18 protein-coding genes are annotated in these 17216 nt (G+C 42.5%); 4 read left to right on the forward strand and 14 right to left on the reverse strand.

Annotated elements, in window-relative coordinates; all coding sequences use genetic code 11:
- From ACFOWS_RS08855 to ACFOWS_RS08895, 9 genes are read right to left on the reverse strand one after another with little or no spacing between them, the layout of a single operon-like run.
- Entirely contained in the window at positions 1–999 is a 999-nt protein-coding gene (locus ACFOWS_RS08855; protein WP_379763633.1) for an XdhC family protein, read from the reverse strand.
- Positions 996–2198, reverse strand: coding sequence for a molybdopterin molybdotransferase MoeA (locus ACFOWS_RS08860; RefSeq protein ID WP_379763635.1), 1203 nt, complete (start codon positions 2196–2198; stop codon positions 996–998). Before ACFOWS_RS08860 ends, ACFOWS_RS08855 begins: the two co-directional genes overlap by 4 nt.
- On the reverse strand, positions 2195–2977 hold the full coding sequence (locus tag ACFOWS_RS08865; protein WP_379763637.1) for a sulfite exporter TauE/SafE family protein: 783 nt from the start codon (positions 2975–2977) through the stop codon (positions 2195–2197). Before ACFOWS_RS08865 ends, ACFOWS_RS08860 begins: the two co-directional genes overlap by 4 nt.
- Positions 2968–4032 (reverse strand): ThiF family adenylyltransferase, encoded by a 1065-nt coding sequence (locus ACFOWS_RS08870; RefSeq protein ID WP_379763639.1) that lies wholly within the window; start codon positions 4030–4032, stop codon positions 2968–2970. The genes ACFOWS_RS08865 and ACFOWS_RS08870 overlap by 10 nt, the downstream gene beginning before the upstream one ends.
- 3 nt (positions 4033–4035) lie before the next feature.
- Entirely contained in the window at positions 4036–4629 is a 594-nt protein-coding gene (locus ACFOWS_RS08875) for an NTP transferase domain-containing protein (RefSeq protein ID WP_379763641.1), read from the reverse strand.
- Positions 4630–4649: 20 nt separating this feature from the next.
- Positions 4650–5636, reverse strand: a complete 987-nt coding sequence (gene moaA, locus ACFOWS_RS08880) for a GTP 3',8-cyclase MoaA (RefSeq protein WP_379763643.1) — start codon at positions 5634–5636, stop codon at positions 4650–4652.
- A 47-nt stretch (positions 5637–5683) separates the two neighbouring features.
- Positions 5684–5938, reverse strand: coding sequence for a MoaD/ThiS family protein (locus ACFOWS_RS08885; RefSeq protein WP_036384838.1), 255 nt, complete (start codon positions 5936–5938; stop codon positions 5684–5686).
- 4 nt (positions 5939–5942) lie between these two features.
- Positions 5943–8177 carry a xanthine dehydrogenase family protein molybdopterin-binding subunit gene (locus ACFOWS_RS08890; RefSeq protein WP_379763645.1) on the reverse strand — a complete coding sequence of 745 codons (2235 nt, stop codon included), beginning with the start codon at positions 8175–8177 and terminating at the stop codon, positions 5943–5945.
- Between the two features lie 27 nt (positions 8178–8204).
- Positions 8205–8666, reverse strand: coding sequence for a (2Fe-2S)-binding protein (locus ACFOWS_RS08895; RefSeq protein WP_366589158.1), 462 nt, complete (start codon positions 8664–8666; stop codon positions 8205–8207).
- 183 nt (positions 8667–8849) lie between these two features.
- On the opposite strand from ACFOWS_RS08895, the gene ACFOWS_RS08900 reads away from it, so the two are divergent.
- Both ACFOWS_RS08900 and ACFOWS_RS08905 read left to right on the forward strand, forming a co-directional pair.
- The gene (locus ACFOWS_RS08900; RefSeq protein ID WP_379763648.1) at positions 8850–9938 is read left to right on the forward strand and encodes a vWA domain-containing protein; all 1089 of its coding nucleotides are present in this window, start codon (positions 8850–8852) and stop codon (positions 9936–9938) included.
- 73 nt (positions 9939–10011) lie between these two features.
- Positions 10012–10959, forward strand: coding sequence for a 3-keto-disaccharide hydrolase (locus tag ACFOWS_RS08905; RefSeq protein ID WP_379763650.1), 948 nt, complete (start codon positions 10012–10014; stop codon positions 10957–10959).
- A gap of 223 nt (positions 10960–11182) precedes the next feature.
- Here the strand turns inward: ACFOWS_RS08905 and ACFOWS_RS08910 are convergent, their stop codons facing one another.
- Positions 11183–11791 (reverse strand): 3-keto-disaccharide hydrolase, encoded by a 609-nt coding sequence (locus tag ACFOWS_RS08910; protein WP_379763652.1) that lies wholly within the window; start codon positions 11789–11791, stop codon positions 11183–11185.
- A 149-nt stretch (positions 11792–11940) separates the two neighbouring features.
- On the opposite strand from ACFOWS_RS08910, the gene ACFOWS_RS08915 reads away from it, so the two are divergent.
- Positions 11941–12108 carry a hypothetical protein gene (locus tag ACFOWS_RS08915; protein WP_379763654.1) on the forward strand — a complete coding sequence of 56 codons (168 nt, stop codon included), beginning with the start codon at positions 11941–11943 and terminating at the stop codon, positions 12106–12108.
- On the opposite strand, the gene ACFOWS_RS08920 is transcribed toward ACFOWS_RS08915, so the two are convergent.
- Genes ACFOWS_RS08920 through ACFOWS_RS08935 form a run of 4 tightly spaced genes read right to left on the reverse strand, consistent with a single transcriptional unit; the run spans position 12105 to position 15596 of the window.
- The gene (locus ACFOWS_RS08920) at positions 12105–13550 is read right to left on the reverse strand and encodes a M14 family zinc carboxypeptidase (RefSeq protein ID WP_379763656.1); all 1446 of its coding nucleotides are present in this window, start codon (positions 13548–13550) and stop codon (positions 12105–12107) included. The two genes, ACFOWS_RS08915 and ACFOWS_RS08920, sit on opposite strands and share 4 nt — an antisense overlap.
- Before the next feature lie 4 nt (positions 13551–13554).
- Positions 13555–14235, reverse strand: a complete 681-nt coding sequence (locus tag ACFOWS_RS08925) for a peptidoglycan recognition protein family protein (RefSeq protein ID WP_379763658.1) — start codon at positions 14233–14235, stop codon at positions 13555–13557.
- A gap of 37 nt (positions 14236–14272) precedes the next feature.
- The gene (locus ACFOWS_RS08930) at positions 14273–14677 is read right to left on the reverse strand and encodes a 3D domain-containing protein (protein WP_379763660.1); all 405 of its coding nucleotides are present in this window, start codon (positions 14675–14677) and stop codon (positions 14273–14275) included.
- A 46-nt stretch (positions 14678–14723) separates the two neighbouring features.
- On the reverse strand, positions 14724–15596 hold the full coding sequence (locus tag ACFOWS_RS08935; protein WP_379763662.1) for a pirin family protein: 873 nt from the start codon (positions 15594–15596) through the stop codon (positions 14724–14726).
- Positions 15597–15646: 50 nt separating this feature from the next.
- Here ACFOWS_RS08935 and ACFOWS_RS08940 point away from each other — a divergent pair, with 50 nt between their 5' ends.
- Positions 15647–16984 (forward strand): serine hydrolase domain-containing protein, encoded by a 1338-nt coding sequence (locus tag ACFOWS_RS08940; protein ID WP_379763664.1) that lies wholly within the window; start codon positions 15647–15649, stop codon positions 16982–16984.
- The last annotated feature ends 232 nt before the right edge of the window (positions 16985–17216 follow it).

Consider the following 17216-nt stretch of genomic DNA (forward strand, 5'->3'; position numbering starts at 1 on the left):
CTAACTATGGATTTTCCCCATTTTATCTTTAAGCAATTGAGGTTCTTTGTTGTTAACCACTGAAAGAATTTCCGATAAAATGGATATGGCAATCTCCTGTGGTGTCTCAGCACCAATATCAATGCCAGCCGGACCGTGGATTTGCTCCAAAAAATCTTCCGAAATATCTGGAAAACGCTCTAAAAGCTCATCAAAAAGTTTTTCCCGTCTTTGAAAAGGACCCAATAAACCTATGTAGGCCCCTTTTTCATTGCGCAGCGCCATTACAAATTGAAGGTCTTTTACAAAGCTATGAGTCATGATGACTACTGCCGTTTGATTGTCGAGTTTATGTTGAAAAGCCTCTGGCTCTACCTGGATGAGTTTATGGATTCCCGGAAAATCCTTTTTGGTCTTTTCTTCCCTCGGGTTGGCAACTACGCTTACCTCCCACCCTGTTAAAGCGGCATATTTGCACAATTGAACGGCATCGTGCTCCGCTCCAATAATCACCAATTGAAAACACGGATGCATTTTCTGCTCAAAAATGGAAAGCCCATCACTGGATTCGTTGGTTTGGGAAACGGGATACCTGTTTTCACCGAATTGAAATACCGAATGGTATCCTAAGTGGTCACTTTGCTCTTTTTTGTAAAAAGATTGGATGTGAAATGGCTTTCGCTCCTCGATGGTTTTCCAAAACTCCGCCAGCAAGGAATGACTTGGCTCGAAAGTTTCCAATAAAATGTAAAGAATGCCTTCACACCCCAATCGGTAACGACCATCATATATCATAACCCGTGATACCCTTGTAGTGAAAACCGACTGTGCTTGGCGAAGGACTTCCTTTTCAACGCATCCACCACTAACAGCCCCTATCATGTCCCCATTTTCAAAAATCAGCATTCGAACACCGGGTCTCCGGTATGAAGAACCATCCAAAGCAACAACCGTGGCCAAAATTGCATTTTCCTGTCGTGCTTCGTAATGTTGGATTATGGTTTTTAATTCATGTGTCATACTGCACCGTTGTTTCTGGTTGGGATGAAAGGAACTAATTTGCCTTTTGGTATTTCTTCTTTTGGAAGAACCTTAACAAAACCATTGGCTTTGGCCAACGCCAACAAATCTCCAGAACCAGTTGTAGGAATGGTATTTGCTGCCAATTTTCCTTCTTTCAATTTTAAGGTAACCCCAATAAACAGCGTTAAATCGGTACTATTGGTATAGGGTTCATCTAAAAATACAGCAAAATGCGTTGTGTCTATTCCCAAAGTTTTGTTAAGCCACGGTTTAAAGTACAAGTGATAATTAACAAAAGTGGAAACTGGATTTCCTGGAAAGGAAAACACTGTGGTTTTTTGCTGTTCATGTTTTCCAAACCAGAACGGCTTCCCCGGGCGCTGTAATACTTTGTGAAAGACTTTTTCCACCCCCAGACTATCAAAAGCTTCTGGTAGGAAATCATATTTTCCCTTGGAAACCCCACCGCTGAGTAAGAGCACATCATATTCTTTGACGAGTTGCTCCAATCTTTGTTTTATGGCGGACGGTTCGTCCAGCAAATGATGGATGTCTCCTTCAATTTTTTCATTTTCCAAAAGCGAAAACAACGAATATGAATTGGATTTTCGAATTTGGAAGGGCAATGGGGTCTTGTCCACATCAACCAATTCATTTCCTGTAGATATAACCGCAACTTTTGGGAGCTTTTTTACGGAAACCGTTGCTTTTCCCACGGTGGCCAGTACGCCAATTTCGGCAGCAGTGATTTTCACCCCAGGGTGAAGTAAAACCTCCTCTTGATGCACATCACTAGCTTGGTAATGAATGTTTTGCCCTTTTTTAACAGGTTCATTGATGATAAATGCCTCATCCTCCTTTGTGGTATGTTCATACATGACCACTGTATCTGTGTTCTTTGGAATAATGGCTCCGGTCATTACTTCAATGCAAGACACTGTATCATCCAAAACCAACTGTGGACTACCCGCTTGAGCAATTCCAGAAACTTTAAATCTTTGATTTTGGCCGTTGAAAGCATCAAACCGTATGGCAATACCATCTTTGGTAGATCTGTCGAAAGGAGGAAAGTCCCGGTCGGCCACAATGGTCTCTGCCAAAATCCTGCCATGGGATTTAGTCAGTTCTATGAATTCATCCCCGTAATTTTGGGAATGACCTAATACCTTTTGTAAAGCTTCATCAAATGTAATCATGAAAAAAGTGCAATTTCCAATCCGTTTTTCAACAATACCCGAATGCCCACAAACAACACCAAGATCCCGGTCAATATTCGAATGCGCTTCGCGGATAATTTGCCAATACTAAGTCGAACACCCAATTGACCGCCCAGAAGCACTGCAAAAAGGAGTCCCAGTACTTCGGGCCAAAATAGTTCAAAGGAGTTGCTGGTCATCAATCCGCCAATTCCGGAAACGGAGTTGACCAAAATAAAAAAACTGGCCAGAGATGCAATGACAATGGGTTTGTCCCATTTCATATGGTTGAGGACAGGTGCTAGAAAAATACCGCCACCAATGCCCACGAGTCCAGATAAAAAACCAATGCCAGCACCCAACAAATAAGACATGTACGGTGGGTACTTCTTTACATTAAAATTGGAATACCGGGCCAAGGTCTGATAGATGAGTGCTATGGCGGAAACAATCAACGCCAGTGCCAACAGGATAAAGAAAACCTGCTCCTTCAGCAGGAAGGAAGCCCCTATAAAAGCCATTGGAATACTGGTAATGACGAAAGGCAGAAACTTTTTAAGGGATAAATGCCCACTTTTGTAATAGAGATAACAACTGCCCGTGACCACGGCTAAATTGCAGAGCAGCGCTGTTGTACGGATAGCAAAAAAGCTGGTCAAGACCAAGGTTAGAATGGCCAAATAGCTTGACCCACCCCCAAAACCTACAGCTGAATAAAGTGTAGCAACTACAAAGAAGGCCAGAATCAATAAAATGAAATCAGCGACATCTAAGGACATAGACTGGCAATTTTGTTCATTCCACCCAAAATAGTAATAAACTGTTTGTTTGGATATTGATCTTGAAGTTGTTTTGCGGCGATTTCACTTCGTTTTCCAGATTGACAAATGACATAAACTTCATCCACAGAAGTAATATGGAGGGATGACAGTTCCAATTTATCCAAGGGTATGTTGATGGCTTCTTTTAGATTTCGCTCGCAGAACTCCTCCTCCGTTCTAACATCAATCAAGGTGAGGGTGTTTTTTGATTCCAACAAAGACTGAAAATCTTCGGCAGTTATGGTAGGGGCCACATCACAATCCAGAGGTTCGTAAAAATCTTGAAGTTTCTTCAACTCCAAATTCTTTGGATTGAGTTTGAAACCAATTTGGGTAGATCGTTGACTGAGACCATCAAACAACAGCAATTTTCCTGACAGCACCTCCCCTATCCCGGTCAATATTTTTATGGCCTCTAACGCTTGAAAAGTCCCTATAATTCCTGGTATGACCCCCAACACCCCATTCTCATTGCAATTAGGCACCTCTTCTGCGTTTGGCATATTGGGGTATAGACAGCGATATGTGGGTCCATTTTTGTAATTGAAGACACTTACGTGCCCTTCAAAACTGTGTAAGGCCCCATATACAAAGGGCTTTTTTAATAGCACACAGGCATCGTTGATCAAATAGCGTGTTGGGAAATTATCGGTGGCATCTATCACCAAATTATAGTCCTTAATAATCTCCAAAGCATTGTCCTTGGTCAAAAACGTGTCGTACAGCTTAAAATGGGTCTGGGAATTCTGGGCACTTAATTTTTCGTGGACCACTTCTAACTTCTGCCGGCCTACATCTTGTTCGGTATAAAGTACTTGCCGCTGTAAATTGTGGTGTTCAACCACATCTTGATCCAGCAAACCTAAAGTGCCCACGCCCATGGCATTCAAATACTGAAGCACTGGAAGCCCTAATCCGCCCAAACCCACGACCAAGACCTTGCTTTGGGACAGTTTTTGTTGTCCTTCAGGTCCAAAATCCTTTAATTGGGTCTGTCTGGCATACCGGCTCATCAATCAATCTATTTTAGATTTGGCATACTTATAATCCTCAATATAATTCGCATTATAAAGTACCTCATCATGTTCAGGAAAGACCAATTTTGTATCCGAATTGATTAAAAATTTACGGGGACACGAGCTTTCAGCGGTTTGCATATGCTGAATTGCTTCCTGTAAGCCACTGGGTTCCCAAATGGTGATCAAGGGTTCTGGAAGCTCAGTTTCCTTTGTAGCGAACGAGGTTGCTCCTTGTTTCGGGTTCCTGTTTTCTGCCAATTGTCGCAAGGTTTCCAAGTTTATCAATGGAAGGTCGCAAGCAAGTACCAACCAAGCTACGTCGGGATATGCTTTATGTGCACTCAATATGCCATTAAATGGTCCTCGGTATTCGTTTTGGTCAATGATGGTCTTGAATCCATCTGGAATTGAAGTGCTTTGCTCTTCTCGAATACTCAAAAACACATCATCGCAAATCTGTCCCAAAAGCTTGTACAAATATTCCTGTTGAGGAACATCATGATAGGTCAATAGCCCTTTATCCGAACCCATTCGGGTACTTTTTCCTCCTGCAAGGACCAATCCGTATAGTTGGGGTGTTGTGCTGGCCATACTATATTTATGTAAAAAAATTAGCCTCCTATTGAGGTCATGGAATTGTCAAATATGGTCTGAGCATGTTTTTCTTGTGCCTCAAAACCAGTTTTTGCTCGGTTGCCAATTGCAGTGAGAATGGTCTCCTTTATCTTTTCGGTGTCGGATTCACCACGGACCAAATCCCGCAAATTGGAGACAGGTTTACCGTACAAGCAGGTAATGACATCTCCTGTAGCAGTTATCCGCAAACGGTTGCAGCTGCCGCAAAACGTTCGGCTAAAGGACGGAATAATCCCAAAGGTGCCCGTGTGCCCTTCAATCTGATAATTGATGGATGTGGATTCCTTCGGTGATTCCAATTTTTTGTAATTGGGATAGGTGTTGGCGATATGCTCCAAAATGGCCTTATAATTCCATTTGATAGTATTGAAATTCTTGGAACCGCCATTGAACGGCATTTCCTCTAGAAATCGAACAGAAACCTTATGGTGTTTCATCACATCTAAAATGGGAATGATGTCCTGCTCGTTCTGTCCATCCAAAACAATGAAGTTGATGCGTACGTTGAATCCTTCAGAGATTAATCGGATGAGATTATTGTGTACCGTATCAAATTGTTTTCTGCGCGTAATGCGTTCAAAAGTTTCGCGATTGATGGAATCCAAACTCACATTGATGTTGGTAATGCCCAACTTCTTGAGCTCATTAATATGTGGGCCAATCAACGTGGCATTTGTGGTTACAGAAATATCGTTGAGCTCTTCCAAATTGGCAAGATGGCGCATTAATTCCATTAAATCCTTACGAACAAAAGGTTCACCACCTGTTATCCGTATTTTGTCAACCCCTTGGGAAACCAATAGTTCACTGACTTTTTTCAACTCCGAAATGGAAAGCAACCTGTCACTTTTTACAAAATTGATACCCTCCGAAGGCATGCAATAATTGCAACGCAGATTGCACCGGTCGGTCACCGCCAGTCGTAAATAATTGATTTTTCTTCCGTGATTGTCTATCAGCATAAATCCGTTACTTCTTTTTCAGTGGTAAGTTACCGATTTTGCACGGATTATCCCCCACTTACCGGAGGGATAAGTGCAATTTCATCATAGGAATTGATGACTTGGTCATCCTCAGCGTAGCTGTTGTTCACAGCCACTGCCAAAGAGGATAGTTTGTTCAGCTCTGGATAGGTATTCCCCAGAAATGCTTTCAATTCCTTTACGGTCTTTGGTATTTTTTTCCCTGTTACGCTAGCTGTAGGAACGGACAGCGTGGGAGCTCCCACGATGTCCTTTGTAATTCCAAACAAGAGTATTGTCATATAATCAACCTATTATTTCTTTTTCGGGTACTTTTAAAAGTTCTGGTGTTTTGGTAAATGGTTGTTCATAAAGTCTATTGCCTGTGGCGGCTTTCATTGCATTGGAAACTGCACCGCCAGCTGGTGGCAGTGTGGGTTCACCCAACCCGGTTGGTGAAAGTCCATTATCGATAAAATATGTTTCCACAATAGGGGCTTCCTTCATCCGTAGGAGTCGATAGCTATCAAAATTAGTAGCGGTCGGTTTGCCATCCTTGAAGGTCAATTCACTGTACATTGAGTGGCCAACGCCGTCCAGCACACCTCCTTCAACCAAATTTTTGGCCGCAAGAGGGTTAACAACGATACCACAGTCCACCACACAGGTAATCTTTTTGATGACGGGCTCCCCGTTTTCAATTTCCACATCGGCCACTTCTGCTACGTGGCTGTTGTGGCAATAATAATTCACGAATCCTTGGTAGACATTGTCTGGTTTTTTGCCCCATCCTGATTTTTCAACCGCTGTTAGAATGACTTCCTTCATCCGTTCTGGAGAATATTGAATGCTTTCGTCCTCTTCGGGCTTTACATTGTCCAAGAGGTCTAAACGCAGTTGAATCTTATCAACTTCCATTAATTCCGCCAATTCATCAAAGAAACTTTGTTCGGCAGAGGCCAAGAAATTGGTGTAAGGTGCGCGCCAGGCCCCAGTGGTAATATTACTCTGGTATGAAGCTGTATCCACCTGATAATTTTCAATGGCCCCAGCTGGGAAGAAATTGGGAACCAATCCATACATATTGGAATTGATTGCCGCTTCCTTTAAATGATAGGCAGTAACCTTTCCGTCTTTCACCCCAGCTTTGATACGGTATTTAATCGACATTCTATAGATGCCATCTTCCATATCATCTTCGCGGGAATAAACCAGTTTTATGGGCTTTTTGGACTTATCGGCGATTTCAGCCGCTTCAATGGCGAAGTTACCATAAAGTCTTCTCCCAAAACCACCTCCAATTCGGGTCATTTCCAAATGAATATCCTCTGCATCACGACCTAAAAGTCCGGATACAAATCCTGCTGTTCCTTCGGGAGTTTGAATAGGTCCTACCAAATGTACTTTTTCATCTGTAACATGAGCGAAAAAGTTCATGGGCTCCATACAACTATGTGGCAAAAAGGGCGACTCGTAGGTGCGTTCCAAAATTTGGTCCGCTTCAGCAAAAGCTTTGGTGATATTTCCGTCTGACCTTCGGGTATCGAACTTGTTGCCATCCAACAGGTCTGTCAAAATTTTATCGTGTTCTTCCGTACTTTCGGGTTTGGTGACTTCTTCCCACTCTGCTTTTATGGCATTTTTGGCCTTCATCGCTTCCCAAGTTGAATTGGCAAGGACAACGACCTTATCGCTATCACTAATAATATTGGTAATTCTTGGTGTGGTTTCGGCAAAGGCCCTGAGTTTATCCCCAATGGTGAAAATATCCACTACACCAGACATGGCTCTAGCCTCAGAATCGTCATAAGAAACCAGTTTTTGTCCAAATGGAGGACGCAAAACAGAAGCATACACCATGCCCTCAGCTTTATAGTCCATTCCATACAAGGGCTTTCCGGTGATGATTTTGTCGATATCTACATTGGGCGTTGGTTTGCCCATAATTTTGTACTCGCTAGGTTTTTTGAGCGGCACATCTTCAGGAACTTCCAATTGGGCCGCTTCTTTTACCACATCACCATAACCCAATGTTTCTCCGGCGGCATTGGTGATGACACCTTCGCTAGCGGTACATTCGGATGGGTCAACACCCCAACGCGCTGCCGCAGCGCTCACCAACATTTGCTTGGCGGCAGCTCCTGTTTGGCGGAGGGCATCCCAACCAAATCGGATGGACTGGCTTCCTCCAGCTACCTGCCGAGTATAATTATTGGCATCCAAAATACCTTGTTCAACATAAACATCCTTCCAGGCCACATCCAGCTCTTCGGCTATGATCATGGGCATGGAGGTTTTTACGTTCTGACCCACTTCGGGGTTAGGTGAGAAAATGGTGACCGCGCCGTTATCGGCTATTTTGATGAAGGCATTAAAGTCATTATAATCCAAACTGGCCAAATCAATGGCAGGTTCTTGAATGACTTTGGGTTTGCACGCCTGGAAAAGGTTAAAGCCAATCAGCAGACCTCCTCCGGCAAGGGAAGAGTTACGAAGAAATGACCTTCTACTAAGTGAATTATGTATAGTATTTGTTGACATGTTGTTGTTTTTTGGATGAAAAGCGGATTATTCCATGTTGTCCGCAGCAATTTGTACCGCTTTACGGATTCTGGTATAGGTCGCACATCGGCAGATATTGCCGTGCATGGCATTTTCAATATCCTCTTCTGTGGGATTGGGATTGCTTGCCAAAAATGCAGAAGCGGTCATAATCTGACCCGCTTGGCAGTAACCACATTGGGGAACATCCACTTCTTTCCAAGCTTCTTGAACAGGATGGGTGCCATCTTCGGATAGTCCTTCAATAGTGGTGATTGATTTTCCTTCCACTTGTGAAAGGGTTAGGGAACAGCTTCTCATGGCAGTGCCATCTACGTGGATGGTACAGGCACCACATTGGCCTATTCCACATCCATACTTGGTGCCCACAAGGTCTAAATGATCTCTGAGCACCCATAAAACAGGGGTGTCCTCAGCAACGTCAACTGATTTTGACGTGCCGTTGACAGTGATTTGATACGTTGGCATAGTTTTTTGAATTGATTGTTTGTTGATACTATTGCTGTTGAAGTTACCAAAAAATGGATGGAATGCTCTTTTTTTAACAGCAGCACTTTCTTTTTAACTTTTCTTTAAATCTATTGTGCTTACACAAGATAATTTTCAGACAAATTGTACGTTCTGCATGTTGAACCTTAACTTGATATGAAAATGAAAAACACTTTTCGCTATTGCTTTTTGCTATCCCTTACCGTATTGATTTTCTCTTGTGGAAACGCTGATGATGATGTCAACTTTGATATTAACGACGGGGAGTTGGGGCAAGGAAAAGACCCAGATGACTGCCTTGGTTTTGATGATAATGACCTGTTCCTCTCCATTCAAGACCAGTTTACCACCCTACCGGGAAAGGTATCTATATTGTTCAGGGTTTCTGATGTTCAAGGGAATCCTATTTCTGGATTGAGAGCAGACCAATTCACCATATATGAGCAAGGAAGAAATGATGATTGTTTCAATGTAATCTCCTCTTCGGAGTCACAAGCTCGGATTTCACCGAACTCTCAGGTCTTCAACAACAATACCGTATTGGTTTTGGATTTAAGTAACAGTGTGCTTCAAAGCAGCTTGGCAGAATTAAAATCGGCTTCAACTAGTTTTGTGAATAATGTTATCCCAACGCCAGAAACGGAATCCTTTAAAATGGCCATCTATTGGTTTGATGGCGAGGATGAACTGCACCTTTTAAATGAACCCTCATCTTCCGCCGCCGAATTGACCGCAGCCATTGATGGTATTACTTCGGATATCAGTAATGACCCTTCCACAGATTTATATGGAGCTGTGATTAAGTCCACGGATATTGCTGAAGATTTATTACGGGAAAGTCAACAAGAATCGGTAATAGGGGCTGCATCCATTGTATTGTTTACTGACGGTACTGACCAAGCTTCCCGGTATAGTGAAGAGAATGCGTTGCGTGCCGTTGAAAACGCAAGTCGGAACATCTCTTACTTCACCATTGGTTTGGGAGCGGAAATCGATGCAGACATTCTCATGGAAATTGGAAAAACAGCCAGTGTATTTGCGGGTAACAAAGAAGAGTTGGAAACGACTTTCAACCAAATCTCGCAACGAGTTTCTGAACAGGCCAACAGCTTTTATCTTTTCGAGTATTGTACTCCAAAACGGGATGGCAGTGGAGATAATAATTTGGTGATTCAATTGACCAATGGAAGCCTTCAAGGTGCGGTGCAGACCAAGTTCAACGCCAATGGCTTTACTGGTGGGTGTGAATAAAAGGATTTCTATAGTTTGTTGAAGGGTGCATTTACAAGATTGCGTATCTTGGAAGCCAACTAAACAACAAACTATGATTATCAAAACAAAACTGCTACACCTTTTTCTTTTTGCATGCATTTTGGGTTCGACTTTTACGTCGTATGCCCAGCACATTAGTCCCTTGGAAGGGCGATGGGATTTGGAAATGGAATTTAAAGGCCGAACCGTTCCCTCGTGGCTGGAAATCCGACATTCGGGTACTGCAACCCTGATAGGTCGATTTGTATTTGCCTTTGGTAGCGCACGCCCCATTGCCGAAGTGGAAACCTACGGTGACAACAAATTTACCTTCAGTATTCCCAACCAATGGGAGCCCAAGGGAAGCGACATGATTTTTCATGGCGAACTTGTTGGTGGTAAGTTAACCGGAACCATGATCTATACCGATGGTTCTATTGCAAATTGGACTGGAGTAAAAGCTCCCGATTTGGTATATACCGAAAATCCAAAATGGGATAAACCCATTGAGGTTTTTAATGGTAAGGATGTTTCTGGATGGCATGTTGATGGCGAAAAGAACCAATGGGTGGTTAAAGATGGTATTCTGAGTAGCCCAGAATCTGGTTCCAACCTAATTACGGATGAAAAGTTCAAAGATTTTAAATTACATGTAGAGTTCAGATACCCCAAAGGAAGCAATAGTGGTATCTATCTTCGGGGAAGGTATGAAGTGCAGATTGTGGACAGTGAAGGTTTGGAACCCTTGGACATTTATTTGGGCGGCATATACGGATTTTTGGAACCCAACGAAAATGCATCCAAACCGGCCGGTGAATGGCAAACGTATGACATTACCTTGGTTGGACGTAGGGTTACGGTTGTTTTAAACGGAAAAACGGTGATTTGCGATGCGACCATCCCCGGAATTACTGGAGGTGCTTTGGACAGCAAGGAAGGTGAGCCTGGCCCTTTTATGATTCAAGGGGACCATGGGCCTATTGAGTACAAAAGCTTTGTGGTGACACCCTTGAAAAAATAAGGCTTACCCTTGATTAAGTTTGGGTTAAAATGTAAATATAACTCGTGAATCTTATAAAGAGGCTGTCTAAAAAGTAGATTTTTCGTCAACCTGAACTTGTTTCAGGTTCTCACTCAGGTTTGTGTATAAATTTGATGGGATTCTGAAATACCTTGCCTGTAGGCAGGCAGGAATTCAGAATGACGTACTTCATTCCTTTTTAGACAGCTTCTATTTCTATTTTTTAGTTGGTATTCAAAGGTTTAACCTTTATATTCCTCCATTTCACCCGAATACCACCTCCATCATGAATCTGAAGGGCAATGGCCCCTTTACCTTTACCAATTTTTTCATCTTCCAGATGCACCATTTCTGTACCGTTGAGCCAAGAGGTGATGTTGGAACCCTCAGCTCTTATTTTTAAGGTATTCCACTCCCCCATTTTAAGGGCTTTGTCTTTTTCAGGATCCGGTTTGATCAACCAACCACGGCCATACGATTCGTAGATGCCTCCGGTGTCTTTTCCGGGAGGGGCAACTTCAACCTGCCAGCCGCTCACTTTGGTGCCTTCAAAGGTGGAACGGATAAAAACACCACTATTGCCATCGGCCTCTTGTTTAAACTCCAAAGTCAATTCAAAATCGTCATAATGGTCTTCGGTGGACAAATAACCATATTCAGCCTTTGGACCGCTTTCACAAATAAGTTCGCCGTTCTCCACGAACCACTTTTCCTCGCCATGGTTGATCCAACCATCGAGGTTTTTGCCATTGAACAAATCAATTGAATTTTCCTGCGCCCCCATGGATTGAATGGCCATAAGGGATACTGTAATTAAAATCAGTTTTTTCATAATTATGTAATAAGGGTTAGAAATTACAGGAAATCTTTTTGAAAGCCCCCAAAATGTAGGGTTTTTAGACCGATAGTTGTTTATAGCATACAGACAACAACTAAGAACATCCTAATGACCAAGGAAAGTTTAACTTAAAATGAAATGTGATGGATGTAGTAAAAGAAATTATCGACAACAGTGCCATAGGTCCATTCTCCAATGGATTTAAAAGCGTGGTACTTTCCCTTTTTGCTTCAATTGTTTGTGCATTGCTGGCCATGTTGACCATTTTGATTCTTCATGGTTCCAGTATAACTTTTCATTACGGCTACTAGCGATAAATTAAGGCGTTACCAAACTTTTGCTCTTCAAGCGGTTTGGATAGGTCCAACAAAAACCCGTTAAGTACGGCATGCGTTATTTTTCCTTCTTTTTGTAAAAAAAAAGTGGGATTTACCCCAGGTTGCAGATTGAATCCGTTTAATTTAAAATCCAAATGAACTTTATGCATGGGCTCATCTACGGAACTTCCGTAGTTTGGGAGCTGTGTTTTTACATAAGCAATTCCCTGTTCTAAAAGGTTTTTATTGGTTTGTCCATTCCCTTTTATGGCTATTTTTGGGGGTACTATGGTGTACCCAGAGGCATCAAAGGTCTCGTACCCATAAAATGTGGACAGATCGCCCTGATCGCCAATAGTGCTCTTGTAATAAAAATCTTTATGGCCCTTTAGGTCAACCTCATTTCTGTAAATGCCCAAATCCAAAATATAATCGTTGCCCAAAAGCTGGTAGGTCACATTTTCAATTTTAAGGTCGAACAGCTTACGATCGTTATGGGGTATTTTCTCATAATCATCGATTGGAATATTTTTATAACTACCATTGGCAATGGTATGCAAGGCCGATAGAATGGAAACATAGTTGAGTTTTCGTATTTCCTGTTTTTCGGTATCATTGGCGTAACCTCCGGATTCAATTAAAATAAGACTGGTCCCCCATTTGGCAATGTTATCACCAAAGGCTCGGGGTTCAAAATCATCGCTGTACCTTCCCACCTGCCCTGGCGCATAATTTTGAATGATTCTGTTCATATATACAATGACCTTCATGGCGTTGGAACGCACCTCATTGATATCCTTTTCATAGTTAAAAGCCGTGGCCAAATACGAAATAGTGGCTGGTTTGTCCGTCAGTTCCGCATTGTAATAAGTGCTTTGGTCATGCAGGTTGAAACCAAAATCGGCATCCAGACTATCCCGGACACGTTTTAAAATTCGACCTTCAGGGGATTGTAATCGCAAGGCATCACGGTTGATATCAATACCCAACGCATTTCTCCGCTGGTACACCTCGGCACCATCTGGGTTGACCATCGGCATAAAATGCAATTTTACATGGGAAAGGATTTCGTTTTTCTCTTTCATAAAATCCGGGGAATCCAAAAAATTAAGAATGTCAAAGATGGCCATGGTGGCAGTAGGCTCGTCGCCGTGCATCTGGGACCATAAAAAAACGTTGACATCCCCTGCTCCTATGCTGATTAGGTGCAAATCTCGCCCTTGGATGGACTCCCCTACTTTTTGTACTGCAAATTTTGGGTTGGCATTGAATTGCTGGATCAAAGGCTGTATATCAGTATGCTTTATGCGACGTTCACTCAAGGAAGGCTCCTTGTATTTTTCATAGGTCTCATATAGTTTGGAGGTAATCTCATCCTGTGCGTTTACTGAGAATGTCAGCAATCCTATTACAATTGGGAGTAGTCTTTTGAACATGGTTCTATTTTGTTGGAACTGGTTTAAAGTTAAATTTTTTGGTTGCACTCCGTACTTTTTTCATGAAATCCATCCCAGGGTCAGTTTTTGTGGTGCGATAGCCATTATCAACCTCAAGCCATAGTGGATGATTTTCAAATTGGGTATATTCATGATGCCCTATTACGTAGTCAATATTGTATTTTGAGGCAAGATACTTCACCAAAAAGATGTTCGATCTCAATTGCTTTTTCGTTAAGGGAAATCCTTCTGAACCCCCTACGTTTTCTATCCCAATAGCGCAATGGTTTAGCCCAATTACATGACGCGCCATTACAGTTTCAGGCATCAATCGGTAAATGGTGCCATCCCGGTCTACCAAAAAATGGGAAGACACATTTAAACCGCTCACATTTTCCAAATCGGGTCGCCAATTGGGTAAAGTTGACTTGTTGAAAGCAGTAAAAGACCTTTTCAAACTTGGAATGGCCGTCCAGTGCAGTACGATCATTTGGGGGACAATGGTGGTGGTATCCTGCTCCAAACCGTAGCGTTGGGCCAAATATTCTTTGGTGAGTTCAATCCGTTGTTCATCAAAAATAATGGGGATGTCCACAATCTCTTTTTGAACGTTGCATGAAATGAGAAAAATACCGCAAATTGTTGCTGAACCTATTTTTTTCCAAAGGGATTTCTGAAAAGCCATACCCAAATGTAGTCCAAAATTAAGAACTGTACCACAATCACTCGTCAAGGGGAACAGCGTAGCAAATCATAAGTTTCTTTTTGCCCCATTCCCGTGCCTTTTTCACATCCTCTCCCATATAAATGTCGATTCGGTTTCGCCAGCGGTAGTGCATTTTATCTTTTACGTAAAATGTATCGGGAAAAGTATCGATTTTCACCATGGTATTATGTGTAAGGCCCATTTTAAGGAGATCACGGGACACCGCAATGCACTTCATGCCCGGTTTTAGGGTGTCGCCCCAAGCTGCCACGGAAGGGTTAATGCTGTCCGTTTGCCAAAAGACCGAATTGTAGGCCGAAGCAGTAACCTCGTGCCCTATCCACTCGTGGGTTGGTTTTTTAACCGGCTTTTGTCGGGTACAGGAAGCCAAAACAATAACACAAAGGAGTAATTTCTTCAATAGGCGTTAGGAATGGTTGATTCCTAAAGATACATATTTCTACAATTTACTCGGGTAAGGGCACATAGGTATCATCAGTTTCCATCATGGGAAAGGTCTTGCTGCGCCATGCTTCTTTGGCTGCTTCAATTTTATGTTTACTAGAGGATACAAAATTCCAATAAATGTGACGTTCCTCTGGAAAAGGCTCGCCTCCAAACAATAAGAGATTGGTGTTGGGCCGCAACAGGATGTTACAAGTGTCTTCTACTTTGGATACGAGAATGTTTCCTTTTTCCACTACCTCTCCGCAGGCTTCAATACTACCTTCCACAATACAAATCCCGATTTCACCCTTGAGTTTTCCATTCACGTTCAGGGAATAGCTTTCTTCGTTTTTTATTTCTACCATAAACAAATCAGAATGCACGGGAACGGGTGATTCTTTATCATAGCCTTTGCCGGCCACTAATTTGAACTCAGCAGAGTCATCCTTCCATTTGGGTAAATCAGCACCATCTATATGATGAAATTGGGGTTCCATATCTTCCAACTCCTTCGGCAGTGCGACCCAAATTTGATAACCATGGGCTGTAAAAAGTGTTCCATTCCGCATATCCTTCGGAGTTCTTTCAGTATGTGTCACACCTTTTCCTGCCGTCATCCAATTTACAGAACTTGGTTTTATACGCTGTTGGGTGCCCATGCTGTCCTGGTGCATAATCTCACCTTCTAGCATAAAAGTCAAGGTGGAGAGTCCCAAATGCGGATGCTGGTTCACATCCATATACCGAGCTGGTCCTAGTTCCGTAGGTCCCATATGGTCAATGAAAATGAAAGGGCCTATCATCCGTTTCTTCCGAAAAGGGATAAGTCTACCTACCAAAAAGTCCCCAATATCCCTGCTCCGTTCTTCTATGATCAATCCGATGTTGGACATAGCTTTTATGTTTATATTTAGAAGCAGAAAGTTACGACAAATCCAACACCATGAAACTACTTAAGCGCATTTTACTTCTCCTATTGATTGTAATTGGAGTAGTGGTTTATTTGAATTATCCCAAATTGAACATCATTTCTGGCTATGCGGCCAAAAATGTGGCCTCGGGTGTCTATGTGGCAGGCCGTTCCGAAGCTTCCATGAACCTGAATGACAACAATGTCCCCTTGGTAAAATTGGCAACCACCGAGGTAAACGAGGCGTCAAAATCCGCATCTTCTACCGTGTATGGTCTTATGGAACGAACAGCGGTATACCGTGATGGGTTGGGCTCGGTTCTTATCAATGATGAGTATGACCCCAGCAAGCTTACCATTCGTCCTCAAAGAAATTTTTCCATGGACACAATACCATATCCCTATGGGCAAGCTGCTCCGCTGGACTCCATTTTTGACGAAGTGGACATGGATCAAATCAATCGAGCTTTGGCGGTGGCATTCGCCAATCCTGAAACCCAAAAAACGAGAACATTTTTGGTTCTATATAAAGGTCACCTCATAGCCGAAAAATATGTTGATGGTTTTACCAAGGACACCCCCATCTTAGGTTGGTCCATGACTAAAAGCGCGCTGGCTACGTGTTATGGAATTTTGGAACATCAAGGTAAATTGGAAATGGATTGGCCGGCTCCCATCGCAGAATGGAAAGATGATGGGCGTAAAAACATCACCCTTAACCACTTACTGCGTATGCAAAGTGGATTGGAATGGGACGAAGACTACGGCGGCATGTCTGATGTAACAAAAATGCTTTTTTTGGATAGTGACATGACCCAAAGGCCAAAGGAGAAAAAAGCCGTGGCCAAACCTGCCGAAATTTGGAATTATTCTTCTGGAACCTCCAATTTACTTTCTGGGATTCTTCGGCAACAATTTCGAAGTCATCAAGAATATTTGGACTTTCCATATTCGGCATTGATTGATAAAATTGGAATGTATTCCATGGTTTTGGAGGCTGATATAGCTGGAAACTACGTGGGTTCCTCATATTCGTGGGCCAGCACCCGGGATTGGGCGCGTTTTGGGCAGCTGTATTTAGACCGAGGAATCTGGAATGGGGAACAAATCTTTGATTCGGAATGGGTGGATTACATTACCACCCCTACACAGCATTCCAATGGGGAATATGGTGCCCACTTTTGGTTGAATGCGGAAGGGAAATATCCCGATGTACCCAAAGACCTATTTTCTTGCAATGGTTATCAAGGGCAATACGTGTTTGTGATTCCCTCAAAGGATTTGGTAGTGGTGCGGACCGGATTGGCAGAGGAACCAGAGTTTGACCCAAATCGCGTGTTAAGAGCCGTGGTAGATGCCATTAAGGGGTAATAGTTTCCATCAATTGGTAAAAAACTTCCATTTTATCATCAAATCACAGCTATAAACCTGATTTTCACAGTGTTGTTCTATCGACAAAGCCTCTGAAAAGTCGGGTGACTTACAAAAACATTTCCCAACGCCACAACAATAGGCTATTTCACAACAATAATTTCATTTGTGGGTACTCTGGTGGTACATTTACAATGTAATTAATTAAGAAAGTAATTTTTTCATTTTCATA

The organism is Flagellimonas marina (assembly GCF_042651185.1).
In the GTDB taxonomy this organism is placed as follows: domain Bacteria; phylum Bacteroidota; class Bacteroidia; order Flavobacteriales; family Flavobacteriaceae; genus Flagellimonas; species Flagellimonas marina.